The 20771-nt window shown below is 70.9% G+C and carries 19 protein-coding genes and 1 pseudogene; 15 read left to right on the top strand and 5 right to left on the bottom strand.

What is annotated here, in order from left to right; all coding sequences use genetic code 11:
- Positions 1-40 precede the first annotated feature (40 nt).
- Complete coding sequence (locus tag OG202_RS04790) at positions 41-877, bottom strand: hypothetical protein (protein WP_327731217.1); 837 nt, start codon at positions 875-877, stop codon at positions 41-43.
- A 369-nt stretch (positions 878-1246) separates the two neighbouring features.
- On the opposite strand from OG202_RS04790, the gene crcB (OG202_RS04785) reads away from it, so the two are divergent.
- From crcB (OG202_RS04785) to OG202_RS04750, 8 genes are all read left to right on the top strand, one after another.
- Positions 1247-1843, top strand: a complete 597-nt coding sequence (crcB, locus tag OG202_RS04785) for a fluoride efflux transporter CrcB (RefSeq protein ID WP_327731218.1) — start codon at positions 1247-1249, stop codon at positions 1841-1843.
- Positions 1840-2214, top strand: a complete 375-nt coding sequence (crcB, locus tag OG202_RS04780) for a fluoride efflux transporter CrcB (protein ID WP_326585018.1) — start codon at positions 1840-1842, stop codon at positions 2212-2214. The genes crcB (OG202_RS04785) and crcB (OG202_RS04780) overlap by 4 nt, the downstream gene beginning before the upstream one ends.
- Before the next feature lie 137 nt (positions 2215-2351).
- Positions 2352-3185, top strand: coding sequence for an undecaprenyl-diphosphate phosphatase (locus tag OG202_RS04775; protein ID WP_327731219.1), 834 nt, complete (start codon positions 2352-2354; stop codon positions 3183-3185).
- A gap of 118 nt (positions 3186-3303) precedes the next feature.
- Positions 3304-4035 (top strand): FadR/GntR family transcriptional regulator, encoded by a 732-nt coding sequence (locus OG202_RS04770; protein WP_326585020.1) that lies wholly within the window; start codon positions 3304-3306, stop codon positions 4033-4035.
- The gene (locus OG202_RS04765) at positions 4032-5480 is read left to right on the top strand and encodes an amino acid permease (RefSeq protein ID WP_327731220.1); all 1449 of its coding nucleotides are present in this window, start codon (positions 4032-4034) and stop codon (positions 5478-5480) included. Before OG202_RS04770 ends, OG202_RS04765 begins: the two co-directional genes overlap by 4 nt.
- A gap of 11 nt (positions 5481-5491) precedes the next feature.
- A complete protein-coding gene (locus tag OG202_RS04760) occupies positions 5492-6541 on the top strand; it encodes an asparaginase (protein ID WP_327732346.1) in 1050 nt (349 codons plus the stop codon).
- Positions 6542-6661: 120 nt separating this feature from the next.
- A complete protein-coding gene (gene aspA / locus OG202_RS04755) occupies positions 6662-8074 on the top strand; it encodes an aspartate ammonia-lyase (protein ID WP_326585022.1) in 1413 nt (470 codons plus the stop codon).
- Positions 8075-8154: 80 nt separating this feature from the next.
- Positions 8155-9093 carry a glutaminase gene (locus OG202_RS04750; RefSeq protein ID WP_326585023.1) on the top strand — a complete coding sequence of 313 codons (939 nt, stop codon included), beginning with the start codon at positions 8155-8157 and terminating at the stop codon, positions 9091-9093.
- A gap of 152 nt (positions 9094-9245) precedes the next feature.
- On the opposite strand, the gene OG202_RS04745 is transcribed toward OG202_RS04750, so the two are convergent.
- Entirely contained in the window at positions 9246-9722 is a 477-nt protein-coding gene (locus OG202_RS04745) for an aldo/keto reductase (protein ID WP_327731221.1), read from the bottom strand.
- A gap of 393 nt (positions 9723-10115) precedes the next feature.
- On the opposite strand from OG202_RS04745, the gene OG202_RS04740 reads away from it, so the two are divergent.
- On the top strand, positions 10116-10268 hold the full coding sequence (locus OG202_RS04740; RefSeq protein ID WP_326585025.1) for a hypothetical protein: 153 nt from the start codon (positions 10116-10118) through the stop codon (positions 10266-10268).
- Positions 10269-10272: 4 nt separating this feature from the next.
- Positions 10273-11022, top strand: a complete 750-nt coding sequence (locus OG202_RS04735) for an aldo/keto reductase (protein WP_328224650.1) — start codon at positions 10273-10275, stop codon at positions 11020-11022.
- On the opposite strand, the gene OG202_RS04730 is transcribed toward OG202_RS04735, so the two are convergent.
- Together OG202_RS04730 and OG202_RS04720 are read right to left on the bottom strand one after the other, a co-directional pair.
- Entirely contained in the window at positions 10919-12724 is a 1806-nt protein-coding gene (locus OG202_RS04730; protein WP_326585026.1) for an RICIN domain-containing protein, read from the bottom strand. The two genes, OG202_RS04735 and OG202_RS04730, sit on opposite strands and share 104 nt — an antisense overlap.
- Positions 12725-13551: 827 nt before the next feature.
- On the bottom strand, positions 13552-14700 hold the full coding sequence (locus OG202_RS04720; RefSeq protein WP_443052210.1) for a LacI family DNA-binding transcriptional regulator: 1149 nt from the start codon (positions 14698-14700) through the stop codon (positions 13552-13554).
- A gap of 441 nt (positions 14701-15141) precedes the next feature.
- Between OG202_RS04720 and OG202_RS04715 the strand changes: the two genes are divergently transcribed.
- The 5 genes and pseudogenes from OG202_RS04715 to OG202_RS04695 all read left to right on the top strand — a co-directional run.
- Entirely contained in the window at positions 15142-15738 is a 597-nt protein-coding gene (locus OG202_RS04715; RefSeq protein ID WP_327731222.1) for a DUF2255 family protein, read from the top strand.
- Positions 15739-15761: 23 nt separating this feature from the next.
- Positions 15762-16145 (top strand): nuclear transport factor 2 family protein, encoded by a 384-nt coding sequence (locus tag OG202_RS04710; protein ID WP_327731223.1) that lies wholly within the window; start codon positions 15762-15764, stop codon positions 16143-16145.
- A gap of 233 nt (positions 16146-16378) precedes the next feature.
- Positions 16379-16921 (top strand): DUF1707 SHOCT-like domain-containing protein, encoded by a 543-nt coding sequence (locus tag OG202_RS04705; protein ID WP_326585030.1) that lies wholly within the window; start codon positions 16379-16381, stop codon positions 16919-16921.
- A 124-nt stretch (positions 16922-17045) separates the two neighbouring features.
- Entirely contained in the window at positions 17046-18434 is a 1389-nt protein-coding gene (gene mptB, locus OG202_RS04700) for a polyprenol phosphomannose-dependent alpha 1,6 mannosyltransferase MptB (protein ID WP_327732349.1), read from the top strand.
- Positions 18431-19336, top strand: a pseudogene (locus OG202_RS04695) (glycosyltransferase family 87 protein); the annotation flags it as partial. The gene mptB and the pseudogene OG202_RS04695, both read left to right, overlap by 4 nt.
- 227 nt (positions 19337-19563) lie before the next feature.
- On the opposite strand, the gene OG202_RS04690 reads toward OG202_RS04695, so the two are convergent.
- Complete coding sequence (locus OG202_RS04690) at positions 19564-20751, bottom strand: D-alanyl-D-alanine carboxypeptidase family protein (protein WP_327731224.1); 1188 nt, start codon at positions 20749-20751, stop codon at positions 19564-19566.
- Positions 20752-20771 lie beyond the last annotated feature (20 nt).

Below are 20771 nucleotides of genomic sequence, written 5' to 3'. Positions count from 1 at the left end.
ACAGGGGCCACACGCCTCGGCGTGTGGCCCCTGTCGGTCGTCAGGAGCCGACCGTCGTGTCCAGGAAGCCGTGCAGCGAGGCTGTCATGGCGTCCACGAACGAGTCCCGGACCGGCTCGGGCACGCGGTCCAGCGACAGATACGGGTTGAGGTCCTCCAACTCGACCAGGAGCAGACCCCCGTCCCGGGTACGGCAGGCGTCCACTCGCTGGATGCCGTGGTCGAGGGTGTTCCAGCCGATGAAGCGCCCGGCGAAGTCGAGGTCGGCCCCGGAGGCGTCGTAGGGCTCCAGCACCCAGCGCCGGTCGGGGTCGGGCGCGTACAGGGCGTACTGGAAGGTGTCGTCGACGTAGTAGAAGGACACCTCGTAGCGGAAGTCGACGCGCGGTTGGACGAGAACGTCACCCCAGGTGAGGTCTGCCAGCTCGGGCCCGGTCAGGAAACGCAGGCCGATGGAGTCCGCGCCGGCCTTCGGCTTCACCGCGTACGCGACGCTCTCGGGCAGCCGTCCCCGGTCCTTGGGCCGGTCGACGGTGGGGATGACCGGGTACCCGGCCCCGGTGAGGTCCAGCAGGTACTGCTTGCCGGCCATGTCGGCGCGGCCCGTCAGCGGGTTGTAGACGCGGGTCGCGAGAGTCGTCGCCCGCTCACGGAAGGCCTCGTACGCCTCCTGGTAGTGCAGGACGGGCCCGCTGTTGCGCACCACGACGGCGTCGAAGCGGTCCATCAGCGCCGCCGCGTCCAGCGGGTGGCACAGGGCGAGGTCGAAGTCCGCGCGCAGCCGGGAGGTGAGGAAGATGTCCTCGTCGCCGTAGCGCCGCCCCCGGGCAGGGTAGGCGAGGTCGGTGACGTACAGCAGGCGGGGGCGGGCGGGCACGGCGGTCTCCCTGGTCGGTGACGGCCAACCTAACCCGAGGTCGTGAGGGAGGGCCCGGTGCCCTGCCAGGGGCCGGGGGAGGCCGGGCCCGGTCAGGGCCGCAGTCGGTCAGCGGTGATCGCCGGTCCATCCCGGCCAGGGTCCGGCGCCCGACGAAGCCCGGACGCGTGGAGCCCTCGCCCCGCCACGGGCCGAGTACGGGTGCGGAGGGCGGTCGCGTTAGGCTGTCGACCGGCCGCGATCTGCTCGCGGCGCGGCGGTGGGGCCCGCCGTACCCGAACCGCGGCACCGGCGCCGACAACGGTCCCTGCTTGCGACGGAGCGCGCCCGGCGGACGCCCGGACCCCGGCGAGTAGGAGACGCACGCCCATGCCAGCCCCGCACCCCAACGGGCCCGAAGCTCGGAGATTCCCCTCCTCCGGCGGGGCCGCAGCCCTGGAACCCTCCGGCACGCCCGAGGCACCGCGGTCCCCCGACGCCCCCGTCGCCGACCCACCCCACCCCGCCCCCTGGCACGGCCAGGCACCCGTCGTCGCGGTGGTCGCGGTCGGTGGTGGCATCGGCGCGGCGGCCCGCTACGGCGCCTCCCTGCTCTGGCCCACGGGGACCGCCGGGTTTCCCTGGACCACGTTCTGGGTCAACGTCGTCGGCTGCTTCCTGATCGGTCTCGTCATGGTCGCGATCACGGAGAGATGCGCGGCCCACCGCCTCGTCCGCCCCTTCTTCGGAACCGGAGTGCTCGGCGGCTTCACCACGTTCTCGACGTACGCCGTCGACATCCAGCGCCTGATGGAGGAGGGCCGCCCCGCCACCGCCCTCGCCTATCTCGCCGCGACCCTCCTCGCCGCCCTCACCGCGGTCTGGCTCGCGGCGACGACGGCGCGGCCGGCTCTGCGAAGCCGGCCCCCACGGGCCGGGTTCGCAGAGCCGGCCGCAGCACGTGAGAAAGGTAAGAGGTCGTCGTGAACTGGGTGCTCGTCATCGTCGGCGGAATGGTCGGCGCCCCCCTGCGCTATCTCACCGACCGCGCCGTGCAGGCACGCCACGACACGCACTTCCCCTGGGGGACGCTCGCGGTCAACGTCGCCGGATCCCTGGTCCTCGGCACTCTCACCGGTGCCGTCGCGGCCGGTGCCGCCAGTTCCGACCTGCACCTTCTCCTCGGCACCGGACTCTGCGGGGCACTCACCACGTACTCGACCTTCTCGTACGAGACCCTGCGGCTGGCCCAGAGCGGTGCCCGCTTCCACGCCGCCGCCAACGTGGTCGCGAGCGTGACGGCGGGGCTGGGCGCGGCCTTCGTGGGGGTGGCGGCGGCGCAGGCCCTCTGGTCCTGAACGACGGACCCTTACCCGGCTGTAGTACGACTGCGTCCCCGGCGCGATCACGGTCGCCGTGACCGTGGTGACCGTGGCCGGCCGTACGTCGGTCATGCCCTTGTCGGTCATGCCCTCGCCGAGCAGAACTGGACCCCATGAGCACCATCAGCGTCGGTCAGGCCGTCGTCCTCGGAGCGGTGGAGGGAGTGACGGAGTTCCTGCCGGTGTCCTCCACCGGTCATCTGAAGATCACCGAAGGGCTCATGGGGATCCAGGTCGAGGACAAGGCCGTCGTCGGGTTCTCGGCGGTCATCCAGGTCGGCGCGATCGCCGCCGTCCTCGTGTACTTCCGCAAGGACATCGCGCGGATCGGCTCCGCCTGGTTCCGGGGCCTCTTCGACGCGGGGAAGCGGCAGGACCGCGACTACCGGTTCGCGTGGTGGGTGATCGCCGCGACGATCCCGATCGTCGTCGTGGGGCTGGCCGCCCGGTCGCTCATCGAGGGGCCGCTCGCCTCCCTGTGGGTGGTGGCCGGATCGCTGATCGTCGGCAGCGGTGTGATGTGGGTCGCGGAACAGGTGGGCCGGCGCAGGCGCGCGGAGGAGGACACCCGGTTCCGGGACGCGATGCTCGTCGGCGGTTCGCAGATCCTCGCTTTGCTCTTCCCGGGCTTCTCCCGCTCCGGCGCCACCATGTCCACCGCGCTGCTGCTCGACCTGGACCGGGTCGCGGCCACCCGGCTCTCCTTCTTCCTAGGCATCCCCGCCCTGACCGGCGCCGGGCTGTACGAACTGAAGGACGCCCTCGGTGCGGGGGTGGGCGCGGCCCCGCTGATCGCCGGCACCACCGTCTCGTTCGCGGTCGCATACGCCTCGGTCGCCTGGCTGCTGAGGTTCGTGACCAGGCACTCCTTCAACGCGTTCGTGTCCTACCGGATCGTGGTCGGGGTGCTCCTCTTCGGGCTGCTCGGCGCGGGCGGGCTCAGCTGACAGTGCTCGGCCCGGGCCGGGCCGGTGGCACCGGGCTGATCCACAACCGCCCGTGACCTGGAAGATCGAATCCGGGACCCCTTGACAGCCCCCGCCCGTCACCCGCAGGATCACCCCCGTGAACCTGTCAGACAGCCAGACAGGTGGCTCGGCACCCCGGCGCATCAGCGCCATGGAAGCGGTGCTCACCCACCTTCGCGGCGCCATCGAGCGCGGCAAGTACGCCATCGGCGACAAGCTCCCCTCGGAGGCGGAGCTCTGCCGGCAGCTCGAAGTGAGCCGTCCGGTACTGCGCGAGGCGCTGCGCGCGCTCCAGGTGATGGGTCTGACCCAGTCCCGCACCGGCAAGGGCACCTTCGTGATCGCGAACACCGTCGAGGACCCCACCTTCGGCGACTACGCGGCGAGCGACCTGCTGGAGGTGCGCCGGCACGTGGAGATCCCGGTCGCCGGGTACGCGGCGGTGCGCCGCACCCCGGAGAACCTGGACCATCTGGCCCACCTCCTGGACCGGATGGAGCGGGAGACCGACACCACCGCCTGGGTCGCGATGGACACGCTCTTCCACCTGGCCGTGGCCGAGGCCGCCCAGAACCCGGTGTTCCGCCGGGTGATCGAGGAGATCCGGGACGCACTGGCCCGCCAGTCGGCCTTCCTCAACGAGCTGGGCGGCCGGCGCGAGCAGTCCAACCGCGAGCACCGGGCCATCGTCGAGGCGCTGATCGACGGTTCCGAACACGACGCGGTGGAGGCCATGTCCCACCACCTCGACCGCGTCGAGACCACTCTCACCGACATCGTGCGTTCCCCGCGCACGGACAGCTCCACGGAAGGCGGACGCGAGACGTGAGCGAGCAGTCCCTCGAAAAAGACGTCGTACAGGCCGGACAGACCCCCGGTCACGTCGACGCCGGAGACGCCGGCTACAGCAAGTCCCTGAAGTCCCGCCACGTCAACATGATCGCCATCGGCGGCGCGATCGGCACCGGCCTCTTCCTCGGCGCCGGTGGCCGTCTCGCCGACGCCGGTCCGTCCCTCTTCATCGCGTACGCGGTCTGCGGCCTCTTCGCCTTCCTCGTCGTCCGCGCCCTCGGCGAACTGGTCCTCTACCGGCCCTCGTCCGGCGCCTTCGTGTCCTACGCCCGGGAGTTCCTCGGCGAGAAGGGCGCCTACACGGCCGGCTGGATGTACTTCCTGAACTGGGCCACCACCGGTATCGCCGACATCACCGCGGTCGCCCTCTACACCCACTACTGGGGCATGTTCTCCGACATCCCCCAGTGGGTGATCGCGCTCATCGCGCTCGGGGTCGTCCTCGCGGTGAACCTGATCTCGGTGAAGATGTTCGGCGAACTGGAGTTCTGGTTCGCGATCATCAAGGTCAGCGCGCTCGTCATCTTCATGCTGATCGGCATCTTCCTGCTGGTCACCCAGCAGCCCGTCGACGGCCACACCCCCGGCCCGTCCCTGATCACCGACAACGGCGGCATCTTCCCCAACGGCCTGCTGCCCATGCTGCTGATCATCCAGGGCGTCGTCTTCGCCTACGCCTCCGTCGAACTGGTCGGCGTCGCGGCGGGCGAGACCGAGAACCCCGAGAAGATCATGCCGAAGGCGATCAACTCGATCATGTGGCGCGTCGGCCTGTTCTACGTCGGCTCCGTCCTGCTCCTTGCGATGCTGCTGCCCTGGTCCTCGTACAAGGCCGGCGAGAGCCCCTTCGTCACCGTGCTCTCCAACATCGGTATCCCGGCGGCCGGCGGCATCATGAACCTGGTCGTGATGACCGCGGCCATGTCCTCGCTCAACTCGGGCCTGTACTCCACCGGCCGGATCCTGCGCTCGATGGCGATGGCCGGCTCCGCCCCGAAGTTCACCGGCGTGATGAGCCGCAGTCAGGTCCCGTACGGCGGCATCCTGCTCACCAGCGGTATCTGTGTGCTGGGCGTCGGGCTGAACTTCGTGGTCCCGGCCGACGCGTTCGAGATCGTGCTCAACTTCGCCGCGATCGGCATCATCTGCACCTGGGGCATGATCATGATCTGTCACCTGGTGTTCTGGCAGAAGACCGAGAAGGGTGAGCTGACCCGGCCGAGCTACCGGCTGCCCGGCTCCCCGTGGACCGAGCTGGTGACGCTGTTCTTCCTGGCGTCGGTCCTCGTCCTGATGTACGCGGACGGCGGCGCGGGCCGCACGACCGTGCTGTGCCTCCCCCTCATCGTGTTGGCGCTGATCGCGGGGTGGTTCGGCGTCCGTCGCCGGGTCGCCCAGCAGTCGGCCGGAGTGAAGAAGTGATTCAGGCAGTGATGTACGACCCCACGACCACCGGCGCCGCGGCGATCCCTGCGGCTCCGGTGGCCGCGGCCCCCGCGATCCGGGAACCGCTCCACGCCCCCGTCGCCCACCTCGTACGCGGAGGTGTCATCGAGGGCATCCACTACGGCTCCGTCGTGGTGCTGGGTGCCGACGGGGAGGTGGAACTCCAACTCGGCGACATCGAGGCGGCGTTCTACCCCCGGTCGGCGCTCAAACCGGTCCAGGCCGTGGCAATGCTGCGCGCCGGACTGCCCCTGGACGGCGCACTGCTGTCCCTGACCGCGGCCAGCCACTCCGGCGAGGAACGCCACCTCGCCGGAACCCGGCAGATCCTGGAGCTGGCCGGGGCGACCGAGGACGATCTGCGCAACGTCACCGACATGCCCTACGACCCGGCCGTCCGGGACGAGTGGATACGCGAGGGGAGGCAGCCCTCCCGTCTCGCGCAGAACTGCTCCGGCAAGCACGCGGCCATGCTCTACACCTGCAGGCTCAACGGCTGGTCGCTGGAGGACTACCTCGACCCGGCCCACCCGTTGCAGCAGGCCATCGCCGAGATCGTCGAGGACCTCACCGGGCAGGCCATCGCCCGGGTGACCGTCGACGGCTGCGGCGCCCCCCTCTTCTCCGTCTCCCTGCACGGCCTGGCCCGCGCCCTCGCCCGGATCACCACCGCCACCGAGGGCACCCCCGAGCGCACGGTCGCCGACGCCATGCGCGCGCACGCCGAGATGGCGTCCGGCGCCGGGCGCGACGTGGCCGAGCTGATGCGGGCCGTGCCCGGACTGCTCACCAAGGACGGCTTCGAGGGGGTCCAGGTCGCCGCGCTCCCGGACGGCCGGGCCGTCGCCGTGAAGATCGCCGACGGCGCCAACCGGGCCAGGATCCCCGTCACCGCGGCGGCCCTCACCCGCGCCGGCGTCGACCCGGTCGTCCTCGCCGGCTTCGCGGGCGCCCCGCTGCTCGGTGGCGGCGACGTCGTCGGGCACATCCGGCCGGCCAGGGCTCTCGATCCGCTCGCGGACACCACGGACATCTGAACCCTCGGCTCCGCAATCTCGTCTCCCTTCGAACCGCCTTCGAAGGCGCGGCCCCACAGGAGCCGCGCCCGACGAAGGCGGCCGCCCGCACCCGCCTCAAAGAAGAGGACCCGCACCGCCATGACCGCCGCAGCGACCCGCAGCGAACACGATCTGCTCGGAGACCGTGACATCCCCGCCGACGCGTACTGGGGCGTCCACACCCTGCGCGCCACGGAGAACTTCCCCATCACGGGCACCCCGATCTCCGCCTACCCCCATCTGATCGACGCCCTGGCCGCCGTCAAGGAGGCCGCCGCCCGCGCCAACGAGGAACTCGGCCTGCTCGCCCCCGAGAAGGCCGCCGCGATCATCGAGGCCTGCCGGGAGATCCGCGACGGCAAGCTGCACGACCAGTTCGTCGTCGATGTCATCCAGGGTGGCGCCGGCACCTCCACCAACATGAACGCCAACGAGGTCGTCGCCAACCGGGCGCTGGAGCTGCTGGGCCACGAGAAGGGCCGGTACGAGTACCTGCACCCCAACGAGGACGTCAACCTCGGCCAGTCCACCAACGACGTCTACCCGACCGCTGTCAAGATAGCGACGGTCTTCGCGGTGCACGGACTGCTCAAGGCGATGGCCGTCCTGCAGGACTCCTTCGCCCGTAAGGCCGTCGAGTTCCGCGACGTGCTCAAGATGGGCCGTACACAGTTGCAGGACGCGGTCCCCATGACGCTCGGTCAGGAGTTCTCCGCATACGCCGTCATGATCGACGAGGACCGGTCCCGTCTTGACGAGGCCGTCGAGCTGATCCATGAGATCAACCTCGGCGCCACGGCGATCGGCACCGGCCTCAACGCCCCCGCCGGATACGCCGAGTCGGCCCGCCGCCACCTCGCGGCGATCACCGGCCTGCCGCTGGTCACCGCCGCCAACCTGGTCGAGGCCACCCAGGACTGCGGCGCGTTCGTGCAGATGTCGGGCGTCCTCAAGCGGATCGCCGTCAAGCTCTCGAAGAGCTGCAACGACCTGCGGCTGCTGTCCTCCGGGCCGCGCGCGGGCCTCAACGAGATCAACCTGCCGCCGGTGCAGGCCGGTTCGTCCATCATGCCCGGCAAGGTCAACCCGGTGATCCCCGAGGTCGTCAACCAGGTCGCCTTCGAGGTCATCGGCAACGACGTCACCATCACCATGGCGGCCGAGGCCGGACAGCTCCAGCTCAACGCGTTCGAGCCGATCATCCTGCACTCCCTGTCGGAGTCCCTCACGCATCTGCGGGCCGCCTGCCTGACCCTGGCCGAGCGGTGCGTCGACGGCATCACCGCCAACGAGGACGAGCTGCGCGCGGCCGTGGAGAACTCCATCGGCCTGGTCACCGCCCTCAACCCGTACATCGGCTACACGGCGGCCACCGACATCGCCAAGGAAGCCCTCGCCACCGGCCGGGGCGTGGCCGAACTCGTCCAGGAGAAGGGCCTGTTGCCCGCCGAACGGCTCCGGGAACTGCTGCGGCCCGAGGTGCTCGCGGGCAGCGTAGGCCCCCTGGCCTGACGTACCCAGGGCCGGCTCATCCCCGCACCGGCCCACCCACTGACCTGCGACGACGCGCCAGGACCGGCGCGGAAGGCACAATGGTGATCATGACAACGACGTCGTCCCTCACCTTCCAGCCGGTCCTGGAACGCATCGCCGAGGAGATCGAGCGGACCCCGGGCCGCGGCCGGCCCGCCGACTACATCCCGGCGCTCGCCGCCCGCGATCCCCGCCACTTCGGCATGGCCGTCGCGGAGCTCGACGGCACGGTGTACGGCGTGGGGGACTGGCGCGAGCCGTTCTCCACGCAGTCCATCACCAAGGTCTTCACCCTCGCTCTCGACCTGGCCCGGGAGGGCGACGCCCTCTGGGAGCACGTGGGCCGCGAGCCCTCCGGCAACCCCTTCAACTCCCTGGTCCAGCTGGAGTACGAGAGCGGCATCCCGCGCAACCCGTTCATCAACGCGGGCGCCCTCGTCGTCACCGACCGCCTGCACACCCGTACCGGCGACGCGGCGGGCGAACTGCTGTCCTTCCTGCGGTCGGAGAGCGGCAACCCCGACCTGGACTTCGACACGCAGATCGCCGCCTCCGAGTCGGCGCACGGCGACCGCAACGCGGCCCTCGCCCACTTCATGGCGGCGTACGGCAACATCGACAACCCCGTACCGGCCCTTCTCGACCAGTACTTCCGGCAGTGCTCCCTCACCGCCTCCTGCGCCGACCTCGCCCTCGCCACCACCTTCCTCGCCCGGCACGGCGTCCGCGCCGACGGCACCCGCCTCCTGACCCGCAGCCAGGCGAAACAGGTCAACGCGGTGATGCTCACCTGCGGCACCTACGACGCGGCCGGCGAGTTCGCCTACCGCGTGGGCCTGCCCGGCAAGAGCGGGGTGGGCGGCGGCATCATCGCGGTCGTCCCGGGGCGCTGCACGCTGTGCGTGTGGAGTCCGGGGCTGGACGAGCGGGGCAACTCGGTGGCGGGAGTGGCGGCGCTGGACCGGTTCACCACCCTGACGGGATTGTCTGTTTTCTGACAGCAGTCCGCCAACGAGGAGTTGGCCCGCCCGGCATCGGCGGGCGGTCATCACGAGCGCTTGAGCGCGAGCCGAAGCCGTCCCCGGCGGAACATCGCCTCGATGTGCGGGAGTTCGGCCGGGGACCGGATCAGACAGGTCCGCGTGGTCGGTCAGCGGGGGAGTGGCGCCTCGACACCCGTCATGGCGAGGGCCGGCGCCGGGAGCCGGTCGCCGTGGATGGTGATCCGGGCGACGCCGGCGTTGAGCTCCTGGAGTTCGTCGGGGCTGAACCTGACCTCTTCCGCGCCGATGTTCTCCAGGAGGTGGGACAGCCGAGTGGTGCTGGGGATCGGTACGATCCACGGCTTCTGGGCCAGCAGCCAGGCGAGGTCGATCTGGGCGGGCGTGGCGCCCTTGCGTACGGCCCAGTCCTGGAGGAGCTGTACCAGTGGCATGTTGGCGGCCAGGTTGTCCCGGCTGTTGCGGGGCATCGCGGTCCGGCGGTCTCCCTCCGCGAACGGGAAGTACGGGCTCATCGCGCCGGTCGTGAAGCCCATGCCCAGCGGCGCCCAGCACACGAAGCCGATGCCGAGTTCCTCGCAGAGCGGCAGGACGTTCTCCTCCGGTCCGCGCCACAGTGCGGTCACAGTCCAGGAACACCTCGTCGAGGTACTGGCTGCGGTTCTCGCACCGACCGGCGCCTTCACGACCTTCGCCTATCGCCACGCCGCCCCTCTGGTCTCAGCACGCCGATTCCGCGACCTGCTGTCCGACCGCTTGGAAGAGGTCGTTCCCGGCCGCACCGTCTGGCGGAACTCGCCGTCGGCCTACGTCCTGCACGCCCGCAGGCCCAGGCCGTAACCGGATCACCTCGCCCCCTCCCCGTGTCTGCGGTCCTGCAGGTCTCTGCCCACGTCGGGCCGCGCAACGAGAAGTTGCTGACCGAAGCTCTGCGATGCACTGCGAGGGAGCCGTCACCGGCGGTCGGCTGCTGCCGCGAGGTGGGTGCAGAGCGGACGTTCACCACAAGGAGACACTCGATGGGATACACACGCCTGGGAACCTCGGGCGTGAAGGTCAGCCGGATCGCACTGGGCCGCATGAGCTTCGGCATCCCCGCGGCGGAGATGCCGTGGCTACTCGACGGCGAGCGGGCCGAGCCGGTCTCCGGCAGGCGGCCGAGCTCGGCGTGACGTTCTGGGACACCGCCAACATCTGCTGCGGGGCTCCTCGGATGAGATTGTCGGGCGCGCGCTGCGCACGTACGCCCGCCGTGAGGACATCGCCCTGGCGACCAAGGTGTTCTATCCGATGCGCCAGGGCCCCGGCGGTGGAGGGCTGTCCCGCAAGGCCATCCTGGAGCAGGTCGGCGCGTCCCTCGCCCGCCTGGACACCGACTACACCGACTACACCGACCTGTACCAGATCCACCGCTTCGACCCCGAGACGCGGGTGCTGCACGACGTCGTCAAGGCGGGCAAGGTCCGCTACCTCGGCGCGTCGTCGATGCTCGACGGCGTCGACCGCGTCTGCATCACGCACCCCGACCAAACGCAGCCGAACGCCGCCTTGGAGCCCGCTCGCCGCAGGGCTGGTCACCCGGCCATGGGGGGACAACGCACCAGCCGCGCCCGCAGCAACCCCGCAGTCGACGAGCAGGGCCGCCCGCTGTTCCTCGACACGCGCGACGGCACGGTCATCGAGGCCCCCCGGCGACACGATCCACACCCCGCCGGGCGAGGAGACCTCCGAGACCGAGTGGCTGGAGAAGGTCTCGGAGGAGGAGTACGACGCCCCGCGCAGCAGCACCCGCCGAGCGATGGGCCCGCGGCCGGGCCGGAGCCTACTCGACGAGTTCCCAGTCCTGCGAGCCGTCCGTGGCCGCGTTCTGCAAGGTCAGCGGCGCACTGGCGGACGCGCCAGTCAGGTACAGGTTCGTGTTCTTGACCGACTGCAGTCTGTAGAAGCCGTCGTCGGTCTTGATGAGGTTCCAGCTGCCGGTGGCGCTGTTGTCGACCCACTGGCCGATGCGCTGACCGACGGTCGCGTTCCCTGTCCAGATGGCTGCCGCGCGTCCGCCCGCCTTGTTCAGCAGCGTCTTGCCGCCGTTGGGCTCGGTCACCACGTGCCAGAACTGGGTGTCCGCGTTCGCCGCCGAGCCGGGGGCCTCCAGACGAACGTCGGGGACGTCGCCGTTGCCGAGGTTCGCGTCGTTGGTCTTGTTGCCGGTGCCGATCACCTGGTCCGTCTTCCTGTTCACCAGCTGGTAGTAGGCGCCGTCCGAGTGCCCGAGATCGACCTCGGCGAACTTGAGCGTCGAGGTGCCCTGGTTGTTGAGGATCGCGATGCGGCCGGTGCCCTCGACGTACTGCAGGTTGCGGCTGTAGCCGCCCTGAGATGTCGTCTGATACTCCTTCCACGTACCGTCGCTGCGGCCGCTCTCGTTGACCCAGACGTTGCCGCTGCCGGCCGCGTTGTAGACCAGGCGCCCTCCCGGAAGCCTGATGATCACCGGACTGCCGCCTCTGGCGAGCGGACGAGAACCGGAGTCGACCGGCAGCGAAGCGACGTCCGTGCCGGTGGCGGAGCCCTTGTAGAACTCCAGCGGGCTGTCTGCCAGCACGTACCTGGTGTTTGCCCCGCCGCCCCAGTACTCGAAGGGAAGCATCCACTTGCCGTCCGTCGTGCGGACGACGTTCGTCATGCCGGGCCGGCCGCCGCCGATCTCCGTCTTGCCGCCGCCCATGTCCTGGGTCAGTCCGGCGATGTCGACGACGGGCGCGCTCCAGTTCGTGCTGCGGCCGTCCCAGGTCTTGTGGACGAGGATCTGTCCGAGGGAGTCCTTGGCGGTGTCGTTCGCCGGGTCGAGGGTCGGGACGCCGGTGGTCGCGTTGAAGCCGAGATAGTCGTTCTCGTCGGAGTAGTAGCAGACGAGCTTGCCCTTGTGGACCATCAGGTACGGCTCCCAGAGGGGATCGACCTGCTTGTTGGTGTTGGCGTTCGCGATGTTCTGTCCGGTCGCGCCCGCGCTGCCGCCCTGCCAGCCGCCGGTCGCCACGACGTTCAGGATCTTCCACGTCGCACCGTCGTCGGTGCTGGAGTACAGGGCGATCGCGAGGTCCTTGCGGTCGCCGTCGTTGGAGGGCGTCCAGTTCGGATCGGCCGCCTTGTGCTCCTTGTAGTAGTAGTCGTCGCCCGACACCACGGTCGCCAGGAGCAGTGTGCCCTGCTTCAGGTCCCCGACGTCCTGCGGAAGCGTGTAGAGGTAGGGGTTGGTCCAGTTGCTCGTGTACTTCGCGTACTTGGAGTCGCTGGAGATGTACGCGGGCGCCTTGACCTCCGACAGCGGCTGCCACGACGTGCCGTCGTCGTCGCTCTTGTAGACCGGGAGCGTCTGCTTGTCGGCGCTGCCCGTCTCCGTCACGACCGTCGACTTCTCGAAAGCCGCGACCAGACGTCCGCTCGGCAGCTGCGCCGACTTCGGGTAGATCGCGCAGTTACCGCGTCCCTTCAGACACGGTTCGCTGCCGAGCTGGTACAGGGTCCCGCCCGTCGGGTTGTACGCCTGCGCACCGGACGCGGGTATGGCCAGCAGCGCGGACGCCGCGACGAAAGTTCCCAGCGCTTTCCCTGCTCTTCTTCTATGCATGGTTTCTCCTCGGGGGATGATCATGGTGATACCTGTCCGGGTCGGATCAGGAGACGAACACGCGTACTTCCCAGGCGCCGAGGTCAAGTGCCGCGCCTGCGGGGAGTGACGTGCCGTTCAGGGCGTCGGAGAGCTTCGCGTCCTCGGCCCGCGCACACGGGTACTTCTTCTCGAAGAGCGCGACCTCCTCGGTGATGTTCGGAACCCAGGTCCAGAACTCAGCCCGGTCGGCGTCTTCATCGCCCTGTCGATGTCGGTCTGACCGGCCGGCTCGGCGGAGTCGGAGGAGCTGCTCCCGGAACCACCGCCGCCGCAGGCGGTGAGGGCCAGGGCCGCCCCGGGCGACAAGGCACCCGTCGTGGTGAGGAACAGAGGAACAGGGGATGGCTCATGGGGGAGGAGCCGGCAAGGGATCCGGATGTGGGCATGGTGAACTCCCGCCGATGGCGAAGGGGACGGCACGCCGGGGGAGGGCGTGTGGCAAGGGGGTGACGAGGAGAGAGCAGGCGTGGGCGGGACGATCTGGACGTCGAATCCGGACGGGTTCGGGAAGCGCGGCTGCGCGGGCTGCGACCGGTGTACGGCACGCAGGCGTCTGCGGGACGGGCCGAGGAGCGCTGCGGCCATGCGGCCATGCGGCCAGGTAGCCATGTGGCTCGAGAGCCGCGGGGCGAAGGGGAATGCGCGCGTCGTCCGTGGTGCGGGGTCGTCCGCCGTGGCGGGGACGCGGTCGGGATGGACAGGGCTGAACCATGGCCGGTACGGCGGGCGGCCCCTGGGCTCACACGCCGGGTCCGGGCTCTGCGGCCCAGACCGATCGGCGCCGTTCAGTGGTGGGTGGACGGGCCTTTCTTCGGGAGCGAGGGACTGGACGCCTCTCCTCGGGATCGGGAGCCGCTATGTCGTCGACGTCCCGGGGGCGTCCGGGGCGTCCGGAGCGGCGGGGGCCGGGTCGAAGCACGGACAACGACGTCGACCGGTGGGTCGCTCGCCGGCACGGCCTCTGCCTGCGGGTTCTCGATGGCGTGCACGAGTCGCTTGAGCCCCTCCTGCGCCACCGTGTCGAACGGCTGCCGCACCGTGGTCAGGGGAGGTGTCACATAGGCGGCGACCGGGTTGTCGTCGAAGCCGACGACACTGACGTCCTCCGGCACCCGGCGCCCGGCCTCCGTCAGAGCCCGGATCAGGCCGATCGCCATGTCGTCGTTGGCGGCGAACACCGCCGTCGCCTCGGGGTCGGCGGCCAGTTCCCGGCCCGCCGCGTAACCGGAGGCGGCCGACCAGTCGCCCTCGATGGCCGGCGGCTCGTCCCTGCCGTGTACGGCCAGCGCCGTCCGCCAGCCCTCGAGACGGTCCTTGGCGGCGTACCACCGCTGGGGACCGGCGAGGTGATGGACCGTCGGGTGCCCCAGGTCCAGCAGATGCTCGACGGCCGCCCGGGCCATCAGATCCGAGCCGCCTCCCCCGAACAACACGGTGGAGGCCGCGAAGGGCGGTGGCGCGCCGAGGACCAGAACCGGCACGCTGACGCGGACAGAGAGGTCGGCGCCCCCCTCCTCCTCGATCGGCTCGGAGATGACGATGCCGTCGACGCCCTGGTCGAGGAGCGAGTCGACAGCGCCGGCGAGGCCCGCCGGGTCGCCTTCCATCGTGTTGACCACGCGGAGCGCGTAGCCCGTGTCCCGGACCACCCTCTCCACACCCATGAGCAGTGAGGCGGGACCGTACAGGGCCGTGCCCAACGTCACCACTCCGATGGAGCGGGTCCGCCCGGAGGCCAGCGCCCGGGCGGCGTTGTTACGCCGGTAACCGAGCCGCTCAGCGGCTTCCGTGACCCGCCTGCGCACCTTGGCGGAGACGTACGGCTCGTCGTTGAAGACCCGCGACACCGTCTTCTGCGAGACCCCGGCCGCACGGGCCACGTCCACGCTGCGCGGCGCGCCGGGGATTTCGTCCCGCCCCGTCCCTCGCGTCATGACGTCTCCCGATGGCCGCACGATCGAAGCCCGATGAGGTCAGACGCCGTTCGTCTGACTGCGCGGTCATGTCTACGCAGTCATATGGCAGTCGTCAAGAGTTTGGGAACGTATCCGCGATGTTCGGTTGAGCTGTGCCGCTGACAGGACCGGGGCGCGGCGGCGAACAGCGGGCGCTCGTGGGGCCCTCATGCGACGGTTCGTCACCCGGCGCGGCCGGTTCACTGTCGGCGGAGACACCATCACGGCGGCGCCGACAGCGATGTGGGGGGCCCTGTCACACCCTGGAACGCCGGCTTCCGGCATGGCACGGTCTGCCGTGATGCGAGCACGGCGACCAGGCTTGAAGATCTTCCCGCGGTGAGGGGAGTCCCCTCCCGCCTCGCCCTGTTCGAGCCCGCCCTGCGGTAGCAGTCATCCGAGGACCGAGGAGATGAACCGATGACCAGCACTGCTCCCTGGACCGACGACGAACTCGATCGGGTCGGCGCGGCCGAGGAACTGGAGGTCGCCTCCCGGAGCCGGGACGGCCTACTGAGCGGTTGGCGCACGATCTGGGTCGTACGCGTGGACAACGGCATCTACGTCCGCTCCGTCAACGGCCCCACCTCCGCCTGGTTCCGCGGCACCCGAGCCTGCCACGAGGGCCGTGTCCAGGCCGGCGGGGTCGAGAGGGACGTGGCGGGGGAACGCCTCCTCGCCGAGACGACCGCGACCGAGGAGGCACTCAAGGCCCTCCCCACGCTCGCCGAGGAACTGGACACGGCCCCGGCGGTCGCCGAACGCATGCGCCAGGAGTACGAGACCCACCTGCTCGTCGTCCGCGCCGGCGGCGACACCGCTGCCTCCGACGAGACGGACGCCCTGCGCCACCACCGGCACTACACCGCCCTGCGCCTGGCCCTCCTCGCCCACAAACGTTCCACCGTGCTCCGCCTCCGCGACGACCACGAGATCGACGACACCGTGCTGCGCCACGTCCAGCGCCATCTCGACCTCGAAGAAGTACGGCTGCCCCGACGCCAAGCCGCCGAATGACCCCGAACAGGACAGGAGCCACCATGAACGCACCCTTGGACGTGAACGCCCGCGAAGAGGTGCTCGCGGCCTACCGCGCCCACCTGCGGGCGATGACCGACGGCGACACCGAAGCCCTGGACGACCTGCTCGACGACGGCTTCACCCTCACCCACATCACCGGGTACCAGCAGCCCAAGGCCGAGTGGCTGTCCCAGATGCGAGCCGGCCGGTTCGTCTACCACGGCGTGACCGAGAAGAACGTCACCGTCGACGTGGAGGGCGGCACGGCCCGCCTCGTCGCCCGCATCGTCACCGAGGCAACGGTCTACGGCACACACGCCGACTGGCCACTGCGATTCACCATGGACTACGCCAGGGACGGCGACACGTGGACCGCGCTGCGCTCAGTGGCCACGACCTGGTGACCCACACGCGGTCGGCCGCCGCGGCCGGGACCACGGAGGAACGTCGCGCGTACGGCGTCGAGCAGACGTGCGGCGAAGGACGCGCGGTATCCGATGATCCGCAGCTCACCACGCCGGTGGGTGAACCGGCGGTGCGGCACCGGGAATTCCGGCTCCGGTGGGTCGACCCTCGGACGGTCGGCCGAGGCGCGGTCACCTATGGTGCCTCGTCGGCACGGCATTAGAGTGAGACGATGACCTCTGTGCCGGAAGACCTGCCGTCACTGATCAGCGAAGACGACCGCGACATGGCAGTGCAGCGCTTGCAGGAGGCCTACGCCGAAGGGCACCTCTCACACGAGGCGATGGACGAACGCCTCCACCGGGCCCTCACCGCCAAGACGCACAGCGAGCTCGTGCCGGCTCTGGCCTCGCTCCCGGAGAAGAATGCCGGCACCACGTCCACGATTGCCGCCGCCGGCGGACGGATCAAGCGGCGAGGCGCATGGCGGGTACCTCGCACCCTCAAGGTCGAGTCCGCATTCGGAAGGGTGCACCTGGACTTGTCCCGGGCGGTCATCGAGCATCCGGTGGTCGACATCGAGTTGCACCTCGGCACCGGCAGGGCAAAGATCACGCTGCCTCGCGACGCGATCGTCGACTTCGAGGATCTGCGCACCGGGTGGAAGGACACGCTCTACAAGCCCCCACGGCGCCCCCCGGCCGGCGGGCCGACGATCCGGATCTCCGGGGCCATGGGGTTCGGGCGGCTGAAGATCCGCCACGCGCGGCGTTGAGGCCCCGTCCGGCACCAGGACCAACGGTCCGTCACTTCTTCGTCGTCACGTCCCGGTACCCGTCAGGAAGGTGCCGCGTCGCCTCCGCGCCACCCGGCGTTGACACGCTGACCGAGTGTTGGCCATCGCTTTTCCCGTCGATCTCCGCCGCTGCCAGGCGCTCGGCCTGGCCGGATCCGCCTTTCTCGCCCTGGGAGGTGAAACCGCCGGTGCCCTGCCGGTCCAGGACCTGCTCTCGCCGACCTCGGGGCGCGGTGCGCTGGGTCTGGTCGGTGTCTACTTCGGCGTCGTCCTGCTGACAGCAGCCTGGGCGCTGCTGGGAAAGGTGATACGCGGACCCGAACCACCCACACCCCGCGCCCTGCTCCTCGTGCTGGCCGTCTGGGCGGCACCCCTGCTCCTCGCGCCACCGCTGTTCAGCCGGGACGTCTACAGCTACCTCGCCCAGGGCGCCATGGTCGACGCCCACATGGACGTCTACCTGCACGGGCCCGCCCACCTCGGCGGTCCGCTCGCCGACGAGGTGGCACCGATGTGGCGGCACACGGCGACACCGTACGGCCCGGTCTTCCTCGTCATGGCCTCCGGGCTCTCCGGCCTGACCGAGGGGCGGATACCGGCCGGGCTCATCGGGATGCGCCTGATCGCCCTGCTCGGAGTGGCCCTGATGGCCGTGGCGCTGCCCCGCCTCGCCCGGCACGGCGGAACCGACCCGGCCGTCGCCCTCTGGCTCGGCGCGCTCAACCCGCTCGTGCTCCTGCACCTGGTGGCCGGGGCTCACAACGACGCGATGATGCTGGGGCTGCTGGGCGTCGGGCTGGTGCTCGCGCGAGGACGCTGGTACCTCCTCGGCGTCGTCCTCGTCACGCTCGCCGCCCTGGTGAAGGCACCCGCCGCGCTCGGCCTGCTGGCCTTGGTCGTGATGCGCGGCCGTACCCGATGGATCCGGACGACCGCGGCCACCCTGACCGTCGCCTCCGCCACCACGGCGGCCGTGACCGCCCTGGCCGGCACGGGATACGGCTGGATCGCCGCCCTGCGCACCCCGGTGTCCCCGCAGAACTGGTCGCCCACCAGCGTCCTCGGCCGCGCCACCGGCACCCTCCTGCACGGCCTCGGCAGCGACCTGGCCCCCCTCGCCCTCCCGGCCTGGCGCGCCGCCGGACTCCTGCTGACCCTCGCCGTCGTCCTCTTCATCTGGCTCCGGCTGAGGCCGGGCCCCGTGTACGCGCTCGGCCTCAGCCTGGCCGTCGTGGCCGCACTGGGTCCCGCGGTCCGCCCCTGGTACGCGCTGTGGGGCCTGTTCCTCATCGCCGCCGCCGCCCGGAACGCCTCGGTGCAGCGCCGGGTCGCGGCCGCCAGCGGGGTGCTCGCCCTCGCCGTCCTGCCGAGCGGTGATCCGGCGGACACCGCGCAGATCGTTCTGGCGGTGTGCGGGGGAGTGCTCGCGGTGGTCGTGCTGTGGCAGGCCGAACAGGCCTCCCGGGCGCCGGCCCTGGAGCGCACGGCATGAGCGAACCGCGCCAGAGGTGGTTCCGGCCGCGCACCGACCGCGCCCGCGTCCTCCTCGTCCTCGCCCTGGCCGTCGCCGTCACCGTCTTCACCGCGACCGTCCCACTGCTGCGCGACTGGTTCGACCTGCGCGTCTACCACGGCACGATCGACACCTGGGTCCACCACGACGGCCGTATCTACGACTACCTGGTGCCCGGCACGACCTACGGATTCACCTATCCGCCCTTCGCGGCCGTCACCATGCTGCCGATGGCGCTGGTCGGGCTGCGCACCGCGATCGTGCTGTGCCTGGGGCTCAACCTGGCGGCGCTCGCGGCCGTCCTGTACGTGCTGGCCGGGCCGCTCCTGCGCCGCCACGGCTGGTTCGGCGCCTCCCTCGCCCTCTGCGCGCTCGCCCTGTTCGAACCGCTGCGGGACACCTTCAGCTTCGGCCAGGTGAACCTCCTGCTGCTGGCCCTGGTGCTCGGCGACGCCTGGCTGCTGTCCACCGGCCGGGGCCGCCGGGCAGGCGTGGGCATCGGCCTGGCGGCGGCGATCAAGCTGACGCCCGCGATCTTCATCGGACTGCTGCTGCTCGCCCGGCGGTGGCGGGCCGCCGGGCTCGCGACGGCCGTCGCCGCGGCCGCCACCGCGGCGGCGGCCTGGATCGCCCCGGCCGCCTCCCGCTTCTACTGGACCGAGGCCCTGTGGGACACCGGCCGCATCGGCCGTCTCGACTACGTCTCCAACCAGTCGCTGCAGGGCGTCCTGGCCCGGCTCGGGGCACCGCACGAACCGGGCCGCGTCATATGGGCGTTGCTCGTGCTGGCGGTGCTGTGCCTGTGGGTGCGGCGGGTCCGTGCGGCGGTGCGTGCCGAGGACTGGGCGGCCGCGTTCGCCCTCACCGGGCTGACCGCGTGTCTGGTCAGCCCGATCACCTGGGTGCACCATCTGGTCTGGCTGCTGCCGTCCTTCGCCGTCCTGGTGAGACACCGCCGACTGCTGCCGCTCGCGGCGGCGCTGTACGGGGTGCTGTGCAGCAGCGTCGTCTGGCTGTGGTTCGACGACGCGTCCGGCCTCGGCGGCTTCGTGGGCAGCAACACCTATGTGTGGATCACCCTGGGCCTGCTGCTGTGGCTGCCGGTCGGTCAGCCGCGGGAGAACCGGCCCCTGCTGAGCCGCAGGATCAGTGCCACGGCCGCGGCGCCGAACCCGGCCGCGCCCGTGATCGTGCCCGCCACCGGCCAGCCGGGGGCGGTGACCTCGGCCTCGTCCTCGCGGGCGGGTGGTGACCCGGGGGCGGCCTGAGGGCCCGCCGCCGGACGCGGCGGCAGGAGCGAGCCCACGGCGTCGACGCGCCCGGCGGCACGGAAACCCCAGTCGAGAAGGGAGCGCGCCTCCTCGTAGACGGCGTAGCGGCTACCCGACCGGGGCCGCATCACCGTCGCGACGAGGGTGCGCCCGTTGCGCCTGGCGGCGGCGATCAGCGTGTTGCCGGCGTTGCTCGTGTAGCCGTTCTTGACGCCGATCAGCCCGGGATAGCGCTCGACACCGGCGCCGGTGAGCAGGCGGTTGGTGTTCTGGATGGCGTACGACCAGCCTCCCGCAGGGAACTTCGCGGTGGCCGTGGCGCAGTACCCGGCGAACTCCGCGTTGCGCAGCCCGGCCCGCCCGAACACCGCCAGGTCGTACGCGGACGACACCTGGCCGGGCGCGTCGTAGCCGTCGGGCGAGACGACGTGGGTGTCCCGGGCGCCCAGGGCGCGGGCCTTGTCCTGCATCTGCTCGGCGGTGGCCTTCCAGCCGCCGTTGAGGGCGGCCAGGACGCGCACGGCGTCGTTGCCCGAGCTGAGGAAGACCCCGCGCCACAGGTCGGCGACGCTGTAGGTGCGGTCCTCCTTGACGCCGACCAGGCTGCTCCCGGCGCCGATGCCCGCCAGCTCCTCGCGGTCGACGGTGTGTCGGAGGCCGGCCGGGAGTCCCGGCATCACGGTGAGCGCGAACAGGGTCTTCAGCGTGCTCGCCGGCGGGAGTTTCCGGTGCGCGTCGTGCGCGGCGAGCACCTTGCCGCTGTCGGCGTCGGCCACGAGCCACGACACCGCGGAGACGTCCTGCGGCACCCGGGGCGCCCCGGCCCGCGGCCGTACCCGCGTCCCCGGCCGGTGCAGCGACGGCGTCTCCTGCGCGGCCTTGGGGTCCTGCGCGCCCGCCTCGACCGGGAGGCCGGCACCTTCGGGGTTCGTCGCGACGGCCAGGGCCCCGAGCGCACAGACGAGGGAGCAGCTGACGGCGGCGCGGGCAACACGAGGGACGCGGGATGAGAATCCGATGGTCATATCGCAAACGTAGGAACGGT

The organism is Streptomyces sp. NBC_00310, from assembly GCF_036208085.1.
Taxonomy (GTDB): Bacteria; Actinomycetota; Actinomycetes; order Streptomycetales; family Streptomycetaceae; genus Streptomyces.
This window is presented reverse-complemented; position numbering and strand designations above follow the sequence as displayed.